The organism is Gemmatimonadaceae bacterium, assembly GCA_035533755.1.
Taxonomy (GTDB): Bacteria; Gemmatimonadota; Gemmatimonadetes; order Gemmatimonadales; family Gemmatimonadaceae; genus JAGWRI01.
In genome coordinates this window covers 1-14,433 of the sequence record DATLTC010000067.1, presented here as the reverse complement: position 1 = coordinate 14,433, position 14,433 = coordinate 1, and the positions used below count along the sequence as shown (strand labels likewise).

Annotated in this window: 11 protein-coding genes; 7 read left to right on the top strand and 4 right to left on the bottom strand. The window is 69.6% G+C overall.

What is annotated here, in order from left to right:
• Nucleotides 1–1,569, top strand: a complete 1,569-nt coding sequence (locus tag VNE60_10485) for a SusD/RagB family nutrient-binding outer membrane lipoprotein (protein HVB31941.1) — start codon at nucleotides 1–3, stop codon at nucleotides 1,567–1,569.
• A gap of 102 nt (nucleotides 1,570–1,671) precedes the next feature.
• Nucleotides 1,672–3,012 carry an APC family permease gene (locus tag VNE60_10480; protein HVB31940.1) on the top strand — a complete coding sequence of 447 codons (1,341 nt, stop codon included), beginning with the start codon at nucleotides 1,672–1,674 and terminating at the stop codon, nucleotides 3,010–3,012.
• On the opposite strand, the gene VNE60_10475 is transcribed toward VNE60_10480, so the two are convergent.
• Nucleotides 2,997–3,143 carry a hypothetical protein gene (locus tag VNE60_10475; GenBank protein ID HVB31939.1) on the bottom strand — a complete coding sequence of 49 codons (147 nt, stop codon included), beginning with the start codon at nucleotides 3,141–3,143 and terminating at the stop codon, nucleotides 2,997–2,999. The genes VNE60_10480 and VNE60_10475 overlap by 16 nt on opposite strands.
• Before the next feature lie 15 nt (nucleotides 3,144–3,158).
• Nucleotides 3,159–4,592, bottom strand: a complete 1,434-nt coding sequence (locus VNE60_10470) for a rhodanese-like domain-containing protein (protein HVB31938.1) — start codon at nucleotides 4,590–4,592, stop codon at nucleotides 3,159–3,161.
• 148 nt (nucleotides 4,593–4,740) lie between these two features.
• Between VNE60_10470 and VNE60_10465 the strand changes: the two genes are divergently transcribed.
• The 4 genes from VNE60_10465 (at nucleotide 4,741) to VNE60_10450 (ending at nucleotide 11,660) form a co-directional block, all read left to right on the top strand.
• Nucleotides 4,741–7,665 (top strand): prolyl oligopeptidase family serine peptidase, encoded by a 2,925-nt coding sequence (locus VNE60_10465; protein HVB31937.1) that lies wholly within the window; start codon nucleotides 4,741–4,743, stop codon nucleotides 7,663–7,665.
• Nucleotides 7,666–7,764: 99 nt separating this feature from the next.
• Nucleotides 7,765–8,364 (top strand): pyridoxamine 5'-phosphate oxidase, encoded by a 600-nt coding sequence (gene pdxH / locus VNE60_10460; protein HVB31936.1) that lies wholly within the window; start codon nucleotides 7,765–7,767, stop codon nucleotides 8,362–8,364.
• 84 nt (nucleotides 8,365–8,448) lie between these two features.
• Nucleotides 8,449–10,398, top strand: coding sequence for a biosynthetic arginine decarboxylase (speA, locus tag VNE60_10455; protein ID HVB31935.1), 1,950 nt, complete (start codon nucleotides 8,449–8,451; stop codon nucleotides 10,396–10,398).
• Nucleotides 10,395–11,660, top strand: coding sequence for a cation:proton antiporter (locus VNE60_10450; GenBank protein ID HVB31934.1), 1,266 nt, complete (start codon nucleotides 10,395–10,397; stop codon nucleotides 11,658–11,660). The genes speA and VNE60_10450 overlap by 4 nt, the downstream gene beginning before the upstream one ends.
• 39 nt (nucleotides 11,661–11,699) lie before the next feature.
• On the opposite strand, the gene VNE60_10445 is transcribed toward VNE60_10450, so the two are convergent.
• Nucleotides 11,700–12,296 (bottom strand): superoxide dismutase, encoded by a 597-nt coding sequence (locus tag VNE60_10445; GenBank protein ID HVB31933.1) that lies wholly within the window; start codon nucleotides 12,294–12,296, stop codon nucleotides 11,700–11,702.
• Nucleotides 12,297–12,313: 17 nt separating this feature from the next.
• Nucleotides 12,314–12,961, bottom strand: coding sequence for a VTT domain-containing protein (locus VNE60_10440; GenBank protein HVB31932.1), 648 nt, complete (start codon nucleotides 12,959–12,961; stop codon nucleotides 12,314–12,316).
• Nucleotides 12,962–13,128: 167 nt separating this feature from the next.
• Here VNE60_10440 and VNE60_10435 point away from each other — a divergent pair.
• A partial coding sequence (locus tag VNE60_10435; GenBank protein HVB31931.1) for a hypothetical protein occupies nucleotides 13,129–14,433 on the top strand: 1,305 nt, incomplete at its 3' end.

Here is a 14,433-nt window from a genome sequence, read left to right as displayed (position 1 = left end):
ATGAAGCACCCATCAAAGACATTGGTTGTCGCCGGGTTCGCGCTGCTTGTAGGCGCGACGGCGTGCAACAATGAGAATATCACCAACGTGAACCGGAACCCGAACGCGCCTACCTCGGCGCCGGCCGGTGCCGTGTTCACGCAAGCGGCCGCGAATGCCGTGGGCCGTTACCTCGGCACCGGCGTGCTCGATCTGCGCGGCACCGAGTGGACCTCGCAGCAGCTGTCCGAGGTGCAGTACCCGGACGAAGATCGCTATGCGCGGTTGCAGGCGTCTTCCACCACGGGCACGTTCAACGCGGCCTACACGGCCGAGTTGGAGAACCTCAAGAAGGTCGTGGCGCAGGGCCAGTCCGCCGGCCAACCGGGCGTTTGGGGCCCGGCGGCGGTGATGCAGACGTGGGCGTTCGGCTACATGACCGACGTGTGGGGCGACATCCCCTTCACGGCGGCGCTCACGGGCGACTCGGTCGGCGGCAGCCTCACGCCGGCGTACGATGCGCAGAAGGACATCTACACGTCCTTCTTCAAGACCCTGTCGGCGGTGTCGTCGGCCCTGGCCAGCGACCCGTCCACCGATCCTGGGCTCGGCAGCGCCGATCCCATCTACGGTGGCAGCATCTCGTCGTGGGAGAAGTTCGCCAACTCCCTGCATCTGCGTGACGCCATGCGGATCGTGAACGTCGATCCGGCCACGGCCAGCGCCGAGATCAAGGCGGCCCTCAGCGCCCCGGGTGGCGTGTTCGCGTCCAACGCCGACAACGCGACGTTCGCGTGGCCCGGCGACGGCGTGTTCAACAACCCGTGGGCCAACAACTTCTCGACTCGCGATGACCATCGCATGTCGCAGACGTTGATGAACATCATGCTGGGGCTCAACGACCCCCGCATTCCGATCTACGCGCAGCCCACGGTGGCCGATCCGACCAAGTATGCCGGAATGCCCAACGGGCTCGATGCGTCCACCGCCGGCACGTACTTCAACACCGCCTCGCGGCCTGGGGCGATCTTCTACCCCGGCGCCACGGCGTACGGATTCTACGGCGGCGCCGGCAAGACCTACCCCAGCAACATCATGACGTACGCTGAGGTGGCGTTCACGCAGGCCGAGGCGGCCGAGCGTGGATTGGGCGGCCTCACTGCATCGCAGGCGCCGGGCTTCTACAACGCCGGCATCACGGCCTCGATGAACCAATGGGGCGTCACTGATCCGGTCGCCATCGCGACCTACCTGGCGCAGCCCGCCGTGGCCTACCAGGGCGGCGCGGCTGGCCTCACGCAGATCGCCACGCAGAAGTGGCTGGCGCTCTACAGCGATGGTACCAACGCCTGGGCCGAGTGGCGCCGGACGTGCGTGCCGAGCACCGTGAAGGCTGGTCCGGCCGCGATCATCAACTACGTTCCGCGTCGCTTCGAGTACTCCACCACGGAGCTCTCGACCAACGCGGCCAACGTCAACGCCGCCATCGCGCGGCAGGGCCCGGATAACTTCGGAAGCCGCATGTACTGGGATACGAAGCCGACCGCGGCTCCCACGTACGTCAACGCGACGGCCTGCGCCGGGTCGTAAACCGGACGGACCGAAGCAGTGTAGACGAGAGCCCCCCGAGCAATCGGGGGGCTCTTCGTTTTCTCCCCTCCCGCACACCCCACGCCCCGCGCAATTTCAGGCATGCCGTCTCCGGATTCCTCCAAGCTTCGCCGATCGCTCGGCACCCTGCCGCTGGTGTTCATCCTGTACTTCACGGTCTCGGGCGGTCCGTTCACCACCGAGACGCTCGTGCATTCGGTGGGCCCGGGGCTGGCCCTCCTCATGCTCGTGCTCGTGCCCATCGTCTGGTCGCTGCCCGAAGCGCTGATCGTCGGCGAGCTGGCCAGCATGCTGCCCGAGGAGGGCGGCTACTACCGTTGGGTGGACCGCGCCTTCGGGCGCTTCTGGGCGTTCCAGAACGGCTGGCTCACCTGGATGTACTCGCTGGTGGACATGGCGCTCTACCCGCTGCTGTTCATACAGTACCTCCGGTACTTCGCGCCCTCGCTCACCCCCGAGCAGCAATGGTTCGTGTCGCTGGCCGTGATCTGGGGCGCCACGGCCATCAACCTGCTCGGCTCGGGCCGGGTGGGGCGGGCGTCGGTGGTGAGCGGCGTGTTCATCGTGTCGGGGTTCCTCGCCGTCACGCTGGCCGCGCTGCCGCACGCGGTGCACACGCCGTGGGTGCCGTTTGCGGTGCCGGGCCAGCACCCCGCCCAGGGCCTGGCCGTGGGCCTCTCGATCGCCCTCTGGAACTACATCGGGTGGGACAACGCCTCCACGGTGCAGGGCGAGGTGCGCGACGCCACGCGCAGCTATCCGCGCGCACTGGCCATCGCGCTTCCGCTGGTCGTGCTCGGCTATCTGACGCCGCTGCTGTCCACCCTCGGCGCCACCGATTGGACCACGTGGCGCGACGGCGGCTGGCCCGAGATCGCGCGCGCCGCCGCAGGGCGGATGGGGCCGTTCCTGGCCGACTGGGTGGCGCTGGCGGGGATGGTGAGCGCGCTCGCCCTGTTCAACGCGCTGCTGCTGGCGTACTCGCGCATTCCGTTCGTCATGGCGCAGGACGGGCTGCTGCCGCGCGCGCTGGCCGTCACGGACCGGCGGGGCACGCCCCGCAACGCCGTGCTCGCCGCCGCCGTGTGCTACTCCGCCTTCGTGCTCATGCCGTTCGGTCGGCTGGTCGTGGCCGACGTGCTGCTGTACTCGCTGGCGCTCTTCCTCGAGTTCGGCGCCCTCATCGCGCTGCGCAGGAAGGAGCCTGAACTGCGCGGCGCGTTCCGCATCCCCCTGCCGCGCGGCGGCGTGATCGCGTTGGCGTCGGCGCCGGTGGTGATCCTCGGCTTCGTGATTGCCGCGTCGTTCCGCGACGGCACCTACGGCGTGCCGGCCGTGGCCGGGAGCGCCGTGGCGATGATCGTGGGACCGATCTGGTTCTGGTTCGCCCGCCGCGCGGCGGCGCCCTACGGCCGCTTGTAGATCACGCCGTCCGTCATATGCAAGCACATGTGCGAGTGCGCTTCGATCACGCCCGGGATAAGCGTCGTGCCGGGAAGCATCACCGTGGTGGCGCCGGCGAGCAGCAGGGACACGGAGCGAGCGAGACGCATGATGTCACCCATGGGTCAGGGCGATGGGGGGGTGAGCACCGGCAGGCCGGCCGCCGTCCAGGCGTCGTAACCGCCGGTCATCGGAGTGATGTCCACAAAACCTCGCGCCGCGAGCACGCTCGCGCCAATCACGGCCCGCGTGCCGGTCTGGCACTGCACGATCACCGGTCCCTCGCGCGGTTGCCGGTCGGCCCAGGCGGCCAGGTCCCCGAGGGCCACGCCGACGGCGCCGGGAATGGCGCCCGACACTCGCTCGCCGGCGCTGCGCACGTCGAGCAGTAGCGGTGGCCGGTGGGTGGCCAGCCGGCGCCGCACTTCGGGCAGGTCGGCCGCGCCCAGCCGCGGCACCGGGCGGCCGGCGTGCCGCCGCGCGTCCAGCACGTCCGCGGCCACCGCCCACCCGGTCACGCGATCGAACCCGATGAGGTGCAGGCGGTGGACCAGCGGCGCGAGGTCGGCCGGATGGGCGACCAGCAGCACCACCGGCGCCTCCTCCGGCGCCACGGAGCCGAAATAGCTGGTGAACGCCTTGGACTTTGGCACGCACAGCGCGCCGGGTACGAAGCCGGCCAGAAACGCCGCCGACGAGCGCGTGTCCACCACCAGGGCGCCGTGGGCGATGGCGTCGTCCACCTGGCCCGCGGTGAGCTGGCGCGTCGCGGCGCCGGCCGCGGCCGCGGGTATGCCGTCACGATTCACCCGCTTCATCCGCGCGAAGTAGCGCGGCGGCTCGGGTTGCGCCGACAGGATGTCGCGCACGAACGCCGCTTCGTCGGGCTCGCGGAGCGCCGCGTTGGTGAGCCGCTCGTAGCCGAGCGTGGATTGCGGCATCGCGCCCAGCGCCTTGCCGCACGCCGAGCCGGCGCCGTGTCCGGGCCAGAGCTGCAGATGGTCGGGCAGGGGCTTCACCCGCCGTAGCGACGCGAACAGCTGGTGCGCCGACGCCTCCATGGTGCCGGCCACGTGCACCGCGCGCTCGAGCAGATCGGGGCGGCCCACGTCGCCCACGAAGATGAAGTCGCCGCTGAGCAGCCCCACCGGCTGGGCCGACACCGCGGTGTCCGTCACGAGGAACGACAGGTGCTCCGGCGTGTGTCCGGGAGTGTGCAGCACGTCGAGGCGGATGCCGCCGATCGTGATCGAGTCGCCGTCGTGGAGCAGGATGGCGTCCTGTGGTCCCACGACGTACCGCCAATCCGGCCCCCCGGCGCCTGACAGCAGCAGCGTCGCTCCGGTGGCGGCGGCCAGCGCCCGCGCGCCCGAGACGAAGTCGGCGTGGATGTGGGTTTCCGTCACGTGCGTGATCGTGAGTCCCTCGCTCGCCGCCGCGTCGAGGTACATCTGAAGATTCAGGTTGGGGTCCACGACGATGGCCTCGTGCGTGGCTTCGCAGCCCAGCAGGTAGCTGGCCTGCGCCAACTCGTCGTCGTACAGGCGTCTGAGGATCATGGGGTGGGTGGAGGGAAGCGTGCACGAAATCTACGCTCGTCCCGGAGGCGCCGGCCAACGCCCACTGGCGAGTGCGCGTACCCGGAGAGACGTTACTCAGCGTCCTGGCACGTTCCCCCATCCCTGCCACCAGCGAGATCGCCGAGTCATGCGAAGAGTCTCCCTCCCCCTCGCCGCCGTCCTCGTCATCGCGTCCGCCGCCGCGCTCGGCGCCCAGGCGCCCAAGCGGCTGCTCACTCCCACCGACTGGGACCATTGGATGTCGATCACCGGCACGGTGATCTCCAACGACGGTCACTGGGTGGCGTATTCGCTCACGCCGCAGGTGGGCGATGGGGAGCTCGTGCTGCGCACCACCACGGGCGCCACGGAGTATCGTCTCCCGCGCGGGTTCATCGGCCGGCCGGTCATGACGCCGGGCGCGGCGCCCACCGGGCGCGGTGGGCGGGGCGGGGTGCCGGGCGGGCAGATCGCGCCCAACTCGAAGTACGCGGTCGCGCTCACGTATGCACCGATGGCGGCGTTCGACTCGGCGCGCCACAGCGGGCGCGGAGGACGCGCCGGGCCGCCACCCAAGGCCAAGCTCGCGATCGTGGATCTCGCCACCGGCAACGTGACGACGGTGGCCGACGTCCGGTCGTTCCAGCTTCCGTCCTCGTCGGGAGACTGGCTGGCCTATCAACTGGACGCCGATTCCGCCGCAGGCGGCAATGGCGCCAACGGACGTGGCGGGCGCGGTGGGGCGACCGCGGATTCCAGCGGGGGGCGTCGCAAGACGCCGGGCTCCACTCTGGTGCTGCGCAATCTCGTGACCGGTGCCCAGACGGAGATCGAGCACGTGGCGAGCTACGCCTTTGACGACAGCGCCAAGTGGCTCGGCTACGCCGTGTCCACGCGCGACGGCGCCGGTGACGGCGCGTATGTGCGCGTGCCGGGCGCCGCCGCATCCACCGCCTTGATGATGGGCAAGGGCGACTATCGCGATCTGGCCTTCGATCGAGCCGGCGCCCAGGTGGCGTTCGTGTCCGACCGCGACGACTACGCGGCCAGGGATCCGCACTTCACGCTGTACTACACGCCGCTCAAGGACGCCAAGCCGGTGCCCGTGGCCACGGCGGGCACGCTCGGACGCGACCTGCTGGTGGCCGACTACGGGCGGGTGGCGTTCACGCGCACCGGCAGCGCCATCGAATTCGGCGTCGCGCCGCCCCGCCCGGACACCGTGCCGCACGACTCGCTGTACGACAAGGCGATCTTCGATCTCTGGACGTGGAAGGACGCGGAGTTGATCCCGCAGCAGAAGTCCGACGCGGCGCGCGACCGTGACAAGACGTTCCTCGTGCTCTATCACATCGGCGCCAGGAAGCTGGTGCAGCTCACCGACGACTCGGTGCCCAGCGCCACGGTCTCGCCGGACGGCCGCGTGGCCATGGAGACGAGCGGCGTGCCGTACGCCATCGAGTCGATGTGGGGCGACGGCGGCAACGACGTGTACGCGGTGGACGCCACCACGGGGCGGCGCACGCTGGTCAAGAAGGACCTGCGCGGGGAGCGCGCCGCGCTCTCGGCGGGCGGCAAGTTCATCACGTACATGGACGGTGGCCACTGGTATGCCTACGACCTGGGCACGGGACGCACCGCCGATCTCACCGGCGCGCTGCACGGCAACCGGTTCGACGACGAGATGGACGACCATCCCGACATCGCGCCGGCGTATGGCATCGGTGGGTGGACCATGGACGACCGGACGGTGCTGCTGTACGATCGCTACGACGTCTGGGAGGTGGACCCCACGGGGGCGCGCGCTCCGGTGGTCGCCACCGACTCCCTGGGGCGGCGCGAGCACCTGCGGTTGCGGGTGGTGGATCTCGACCGCGACGATCCGTTTCTCGATCCGCGCCAGCCGGTGCTGCTCAGCGCGTTCAACGAGGACACCAAGGCCGCCGGCTTCTATTGGATGCACCTGGGCGCGCGGGCCACGCCCGCGAAGATCGTGATGGCCGATGCGGACTACGGCACGCCCATCCAGGCCAAGCACGCCAAGGAACTCGTCGTCACGCGCGGCACGTTCGAGCAGTTCCCCGACCTCTACACGGGCACCGACCTGGCGCGGATCGCCAGGATCTCCGACGCCAACCCGCAGCAGGCGCAGTTCAACTGGGGCACCGCGGAGCTCGTGCACTGGACGAGCGCCGACGGCATTCCGTTGGAAGGCATTCTCTACAAGCCCGAGAACTTCGATCCGTCCCGGAAGTACCCGATGATCACGTACTACTACGAGCGGTTGTCGGACAACCTCTACCACTACGTGCCGCCGGGCGGACGGAACATCATCAACCCCACGCACTACGTGTCCAACGGCTACCTGATCTTCGAGCCCGACATCCCGTACGAGATCGGGTATCCCGGGCCGAGCGCGATGAAGGCCATCGTGCCGGGCGTGGAAGCGCTGCTGGCGCGCGGCTACGTGGATCCGAACGCCCTCGGCATCCAGGGCCACTCATGGGGTGGGTACCAGACGGCGTACCTGATCACCCAGACGCACATGTTCAAGGCGGCGATGGCCGGCGCGCCGGTGGCCGACATGTTCAGCGCCTACGGCGGCATCCGCTGGCAGTCGGGGCTCAACCGGTCGTTCCAGTACGAGCACACGCAGAGCCGCATCGGAGGATCGATCTGGCAGGAGCCGCTGCGCTACCTCGAGAACTCGCCGCTGTTCTGGGTGGATCGCATCCAGACGCCGCTCCTGATCATGCACAATGACGGCGACGGCGCGGTGCCCTGGTATCAGGGAATCGAAATGTACGTGGCGCTGCGCCGTCTGGGCAAAGAGGTGTACCTCGTGGACTACAACGGGGACGAGCACAATCCCACCAAGCGCGCCAACCAGATGGACATCGCCATGCGCATGCAGGAGTTCTTCGATTATCACCTGCGCGGATTCCCCGAGCCCGGGTGGATGATCCACGGGATCCCGTATCTGCAGAAGGGGCGCGATCAGCTCGGCCATCCGGCGGGCGTGCCGCCGGCGCCGAGCGGCGGTGACGGGGGTGGCGCTCCGGCGCACCGGTAGCCGGAGTCGGCGCCTGGCGTGGCGGCGCGTGGTCCCTCGTCCCGGGGCCGCGCGCCGTTTACGTTTCGGTGTCGTTCCCTCTCGCCTCCGCGCCCGCCGATGATCACCGTTCCCTTTGCCGAACCGTTCACGCGATTCCGCGCGCTGCTCGACCAGGCGCAGGCGCTGGATCGCGCCCTGCTCCCCGAACCCACGGCGTTCGCGCTCGGCACGGCCGACGCCCAGGGCCGTCCCGCGGTGCGCATCCTCCTGCTCAAGGACGTGGACGAACGCGGCTTCGTGTTCTACACCAACTTCGAGAGCCGCAAGGGCCGCGAGCTCGCGGCCAACCCGCATGCCGCGCTCTGCTTCCACTGGCAGGCCATGGAGCGCCAGGTGCGGGTGGAGGGACTGGCGGCTCCGGTGACCGACGCCGAGGCCGACGCGTACTTCGCCTCACGGGAGCGGGGCAGCCAGATCGGGGCGTGGGCGTCCACCCAGAGCCGCGAACTGGCCACGGATGGGTTGCTCGCGGTGCGGGTGGCCGAGTTCACCAGGAAGTTCGGCGATGGGCCGGTTCCGCGCCCGCCGTACTGGTCGGGGTTCCGCGTAGCGCCCGACCGGATCGAATTCTGGCACGCCATGCCGAGCCGGCTGCACGAGCGCGAGGTGTACACCCGGGCGGGCGACGGCTGGGCCCGGCGCCCGCTGTTCCCGTAGCCCACCGAAAATCTCCGTAGCACGCGGCCGCCGGACATTATAAGATTCCGGTCTATGGGGACTCACACCGCGGATTCGGCGCCCGTGTCGGCGCCTCCGGACGCCAACGCGCCTGCCACCGGCTGGACCATCGAGGCGGCGCGCCAGCTCTACAACATCGAGGGCTGGGGCGCCGGCTTCTTCGACGTCAATGCCAAGGGGCACGTCGTGGTCCGCCCCGACAAGACCCAGCCCGGCCAGGAGGTGGATCTCTTCGAGTTGGAGCTCGACCTCGAAGAGCAGGGGATCGCGCTGCCGGTGCTGCTGCGCTTCTCCGACATCCTGCGCTCGCGCATCGACGCGCTGGGCAGCCATTTCCAGGCGGCGCGCGACGAGTACGGGTACCAGGGCGGCTACACCACGGTGTACCCGATCAAGGTGAACCAGCAGCGCCACGTGGTGGAGGAGATCGTGCAATTCGGGGCCGCCCACGGCGTGGGCCTCGAGTGCGGCAGCAAGCCCGAGCTGCAGGCGGTGCTGGGGCTGGCCGAGCACACCAACCACGTGATCGTCTGCAACGGGTACAAGGACGAGGAGTTCATGCGCCTCGCCCTGATGGGCCAGAAGCTTGGCCACCAGGTGTTCATCGTCATCGAGCAGCCCAGCGAGATCGACGTGCTGCTGCAGGTGGCCGACGAGATGGAGGTCACGCCGCTGGCGGGCGTCCGCATCAAGCTGGCGTCGCGCGGATTCGGGCGGTGGGCGGAGAGCGGCGGCGAGAAGTCCAAGTTCGGCCTCAACTCGGCCCAGCTCGTGCAGGCCGTGGAGAAGCTGCGCGCCGCCGGCCGCCTCGACATCCTGCGGCTCATCCACTTCCATCTCGGCTCGCAGATCACCGACATCCGATTCATCAAGTCGGGGCTGCAGGAGATCGCCCGCTTCTACGTGGAGCTCCGGTCGATGGGCGTGGACATCTCGCACGTGGACGTGGGCGGCGGGCTGGGCGTGGATTACGACGGCACCAACTCCACGTCCGACGCGAGCGTGAACTACTCGCTCCAGGAGTACGCCAACGACGTGATCTACACGCTGGCCGAAGCGTGCCGCGAGCACGACCAGCCGATGCCGCACGTGATCAGCGAGTCGGGGCGCGCCCTCACCGCGCACCACGCGCTGCTCCTGCTCAAGGTGATCGACGTGGAGTCGGTGGCCGAGCAGCCGCTGCCCCCGCTCACCGACGACGACCATCAACTCCTCCACGAGATGGTGGCCGACCACAAGGACGTCTCACGCAAGAACGTGTCGCGCCGGCGCGTGAAGGAGGTGTTCCACGACGCCACCTTCGACAAGGATCGCGCGCACGAGTACTTCAATTCCGGCGTGCTTTCGTTGCGCGAGCGGGCCCTGGCCGAGCAGGCGTATTTCGCCACCATCAACGTCATCGCCCGCATCTGCCGTCAGAATCGCGACGCCTACGACGACATCATGGGCGACCTCGAGTCCACGCTCGTCGACCGCTACTTCTGCAACTTCTCGCTCTTCCAGTCGCTGCCCGACAGCTGGGCCATCGACCAGCTGTTCCCGATCATGCCCATCCACCGGCTGGACGAGGAGCCCACCCGGCGTGGCACGATCCAGGACGTGACCTGCGATTCCGACGGCAAGATCGACCGGTTCGTGGGTGAGAAGACCGGCGCGCCGAGTCTGGAGCTCCACGAGTTCCGCGACGGCGAGCCGTATGTGCTCGGCGTGTTCCTCACCGGCGCGTACCAGGAAATTCTCGGCGACCTGCACAACCTGTTCGGCGACACCAACGCCGTGCACGTCCGTCTGGGCCCCAACGGCGGCTACGAGGTGAGCGACCTCGTGCACGGCGATACGGTGACCGAGGTGCTGGACTACGTGCAGTTCCGCGCCTCCGATCTCCTCCAGGTGTTCCGGCGCAAGGTGGCCGCGGCCAAGTACCTCACGCGGCAGGAGGCCAACACCTTCATCGCCGACTACGTGGCCGGTCTCGAGGGCTACACGTATCTGGAGGGCGAGGCGGCGCAGTGATCCTGCCCGTCGCGGTGCTCGCCGCCGGGGCGGGTGCCGCCGAATCCCCGGTCGCCCATCTGCTCGCGGCGCTGATGGCGATCATCGTGGGCACCAAGGTGCTCGGCGAGATCGCGCAGCGGTTCGGACAGCCGGCCGTGCTCGGCGAGCTCGTGGCCGGTGTATTGCTCGGCGGATCGGTGCTGGGCATCGTCCATGCCTCCGATGCCGTCATCGCCGCGATGTCGCAGATCGGCGTCATCCTGCTGCTGTTCGAGATCGGGCTCGAGACGGACGTGCGGTCGCTGGTCAAGGTCGGCGGCGTGGCCACCACGGTCGCATTCGCCGGCGTCGCGATGCCGTTCGGCGCGGGGTTCCTCGGCGCCGAGTGGCTGGGGCTCGGGCACGTGCCGGCGCTGGTGTGCGGCGCCGCGCTCTGCGCCACCTCGGTGGGCATCTCGGCGCGCGTGCTCTCCGAACTCGACATGCTCGAGACCACCGAGGGACGGGTGGTCCTGGGCGCGGCCGTGATCGACGACGTGATCGGGCTCGTGATCCTGGCCGTGGTGGCCGGCATCGTCGAGGGGGGCTCCGCATCGGTGACGAGCATCGCCCGCATCGCGGGGGTGGCGGGGGCGTTCGTGGTGCTGGCCGTGGTCGTCGGCGGCCGCGTGGCGCCGCCCGTGTTCCGCGTGGCCGAGAGGATCCGGGCCTCCGGCGCACTCGGTCTGGTGGCGATCGCATTCGCATTTTTTCTTGCCTGGCTCGCCCACCTCGCGGGCTCGGCGATGATCATCGGCGCGTTCGCCGCGGGCCTCGTGCTCCACGACCTGCCGCAGGCGGGCGAGGTGCGGGAGTCCACCACGCGCATCGGGCAGTTCTTCGTCCCGATCTTCTTTGCCAGCGTGGGGGCGGCCGTGAATCTGCGCGCCCTCATGAGTGCCGACGCGTTGCTCGTGGGCGGCATGCTGATCGCCGTCGGCGTGGCAGGCAAGGTGCTGGCGGGCTACGTGCCCTGGTGGTTCCGCGGCGACAAGCTGCTCGTGGGCGTGGCCATGGTGCCGCGCGGCGAAGTGGGGTTGATCTTCGCGCAGATGGGGCTCGCCACCGGCGGCATCGACGCCGGATTGTTCGGCGCGATCATGCTCATGGTGCTCGTGACGACGTTCATCACGCCCCCCGCGCTGGGGCGGCGGGCCGCGACGCGGGAACGGCGGCTGGCCGCCAAGGGCGGCCTCGACGATCTCGTGGCGGGCACGTCCCGACATACGAAAGCGCGCTGACGCGGAGACCGCGCCAGCGCGCTGCGGACGTGGGGCGGCCTACAGGCGGTCGGCCACGGCCTGCCAGTCCACCACGTTCCACCACGCCTTGATGTAGTCGGCGCGCCGATTCTGGTAGTTCAGGTAGTACGCGTGCTCCCAGACATCCAGGCCCATCACGGCGTGCTTGCCGTCCATGAGCGGATTGTCCTGGTTGGGCGTGCTCACGATGGCGAGCTTGGCCCCGTCCTTCACGATCCAGGCCCAGCCCGAACCGAACCGCCCCATCGCGGCGGCGGCGAACTGCTCCTGGAACTTGGCAAAATCGCCGAACGACCCCTTGATCGCGTCGGCCAGCTTGCCGGTGGGCTCGCCGCCTCCCTTGGGACTCATGATCTGCCAGAACATCGCGTGGTTCCAGTGGCCGCCGCCGTTGTTGCGCACCGCGGTGCGCACCGCCTCCGGCACGGCGTTCAGATTCTTGAGCAGATCGTCGAGCGACTTGCCCTGCAGCTCGGGCGCCTTGTCCACGGCGGCGTTGAGGTTGGTCACGTAGGCGCCGTGGTGCTTGTCGTGCTGGATCTCCATCGTTCGCGCGTCGACGTGCGGCTCGAGGGCGTTGTTCGCGTACGGAAGGGCGGGCAGGGTGAAGGCCATATCGATCTCCTTGGACGTCAGGCGTCCGGTGCGATATCCGCTGGGGCGGCCCGGCGGCGTGCGCGCAACCACGCGACGGCGCCTGGCGTGAGCGACAATCCGATCACGATCAAGATCACCACGTCGATGTGGCGATCCACTCCCGGAATGTAGCGCCCCAGGAAATACCCGATGAAGAGCATGCCCCAGATCCAGGCCAGCCCCCCGATGATGTTGAACACCGTGTAGCGGCGTAGGTTCATGTTCGCCACGCCGGCCACCACGGGCACGAACGTGCGCACGATGGGCATGAACCGCGCGATGAGCACCGTGGCGCCGCCGTGGCGCTCGTAGAAGTCGTGGGCCCTGAGCAGATGCTTGCGCTTGAACAGCAGCGAATCGGGACGCGCGTACAACGCGTGCCCGGTGGCGCGCCCGATGCCGTACCCCACCGTGTTGCCGATGATCGACGCCGCCGACAGGAGGAGTCCCATCAGATAGACGTCGAACTGCCCGAGCGCCGCGAACAGGCCCGCGGTGACGATCAGCGAATCGCCGGGAAGGAAGAATCCCACCAGCAGGCCGGTTTCCGCGAAGATGACCGTCGTCAGCCCCACGTACCCACCCCACGCGATCAGCTCGCGGACGTTGGTGATGCGGTGGAACAGATCGAGCAGTTCGTGCATGAGCGTCCGAGTGAGAGTGACCGGGCAGCGAACCTCTCAACTTCAAGGGTCCACGGGCCGCGGTCAACGGGCAGACCCGGGTCGCTTGTTCCCGTGCGGTCGCGGCGTGAACTTGGTTTGACCGTCCTACCCTCCTACCGTCCTACCCTCCTACCGTCTCTATTGGCATGCTCACCGTCCACCTCGTCTCGCACACCCACTGGGATCGCGAGTGGTACCACCCTGCGGGGCGGTTCCGGCAGCGCCTGGTGGCGCTGGTGGACGAGCTGCTCGACGATCCCCCGCGCGACGGCGCCAGCTTCCTCCTCGACGGCCAGACGGTGGTGCTGGACGACTACCTGGCCGTGCGTCCCGAGCGCGCCGCCGAACTCGCGGCGCTCCTGCGGAGCCGGGCCCTCGAGGCCGGGCCCTGGTTCGTGCTGTCCGACGAGCTGATCCCGAACGGTGAGACGCTCGTGCGCAACTTGCTCCAGGGGCGCCGAACGCTGCGCGCCCTGCGGGCCGAGGCGCCGCCGGTGCTCTACTGCCCGGATTCGTTCGGGCACCCGGCGGCACTGCCCAGCCTGGCGCGCGGATTCGGGCTCGATATGGTCGTGGTCTGGCGCGGCTTCGGCAGCCGCCGGTGGCCGGACGGCGACGCCTGCTGGTGGGCGGCGCCCTCGGGCGAGCGCGCGCTGCTGTACCATCTGCCGCGCAGCGGGTACGAATTCGGCGCCGACCTGCCGGTGGATGCTGCCGCGGCCGCCACGCGGTGGCGGAATATCCGGGATGAACTCAAACCGCGTGCGCGGATCGGCGTCGTACTGCTCCTCAACGGCGCCGACCATCACGCGCGCCAGCGTGACCTCTCGGCGGCCATCACGGCGCTCGCCGGGGTCGCGGCGCCGACGACGGTGAGCCCCAGCTCACTCGGCGCGTTCGCCGGCGCGGCCCGCGACGCCGCGGGCGCGGCGCGCCTGCCCGAGATCCACGGCGAATTGCGCGATTCCTACGGATATGCGTGGACGCTGCAGGGCACCCTGGCCACGCGGGCGCACCAGAAGCGGCGCGCGGCGCGGATCGCGCGACTCCTCGTCCGCGAGGTGGAGCCGTGGACGGCGCTCGCGGCGCGGCAGCGTAGCGGAGCGGGCCGGGCGCTCGTCCTCGCGGCGTGGCGCGAACTGCTCCTCGGCCATCCGCACGACACGCTCTGCGGGTGCTCCACCGACGCCGTGGCGCGAGCGTTCGATGCCCACCTGGATGAAGCCGGCGCCCAGGCCGAGGGACTGCGCGACGACGCGATCGCGGCGCTCGCCGGCCACGACCCCGAGCATGCGCGTGGCGCCCACGAGGCATGGCGCCCGCAGCTCGTGCTGCGCAACCCCGCCGCGCGGGCCCGCGGCGGCGTGGCGGTGGTGGACATCGCGCAGTTCGTGGCCCACGTGCCTGTGGGCCCCGGCTCGGCGCCGGGTGAAACGCCGCACGCGCGACGC

Coding starts and splice junctions, on each gene's coding strand:
- VNE60_10470 (HVB31938.1), bottom strand. CDS start 4,592: ATGATCCTCAGACGCCTGTACGACGACGAGTTGGCGCAGGCCAGCTAC.
- pdxH (HVB31936.1), top strand. CDS start 7,765: ATGATCACCGTTCCCTTTGCCGAACCGTTCACGCGATTCCGCGCGCTG.
- VNE60_10485 (HVB31941.1), top strand. CDS start 1: ATGAAGCACCCATCAAAGACATTGGTTGTCGCCGGGTTCGCGCTGCTT.
- VNE60_10465 (HVB31937.1), top strand. CDS start 4,741: ATGCGAAGAGTCTCCCTCCCCCTCGCCGCCGTCCTCGTCATCGCGTCC.
- VNE60_10440 (HVB31932.1), bottom strand. CDS start 12,961: ATGCACGAACTGCTCGATCTGTTCCACCGCATCACCAACGTCCGCGAG.
- VNE60_10475 (HVB31939.1), bottom strand. CDS start 3,143: ATGCGTCTCGCTCGCTCCGTGTCCCTGCTGCTCGCCGGCGCCACCACG.
- VNE60_10480 (HVB31940.1), top strand. CDS start 1,672: ATGCCGTCTCCGGATTCCTCCAAGCTTCGCCGATCGCTCGGCACCCTG.
- VNE60_10445 (HVB31933.1), bottom strand. CDS start 12,296: ATGGCCTTCACCCTGCCCGCCCTTCCGTACGCGAACAACGCCCTCGAG.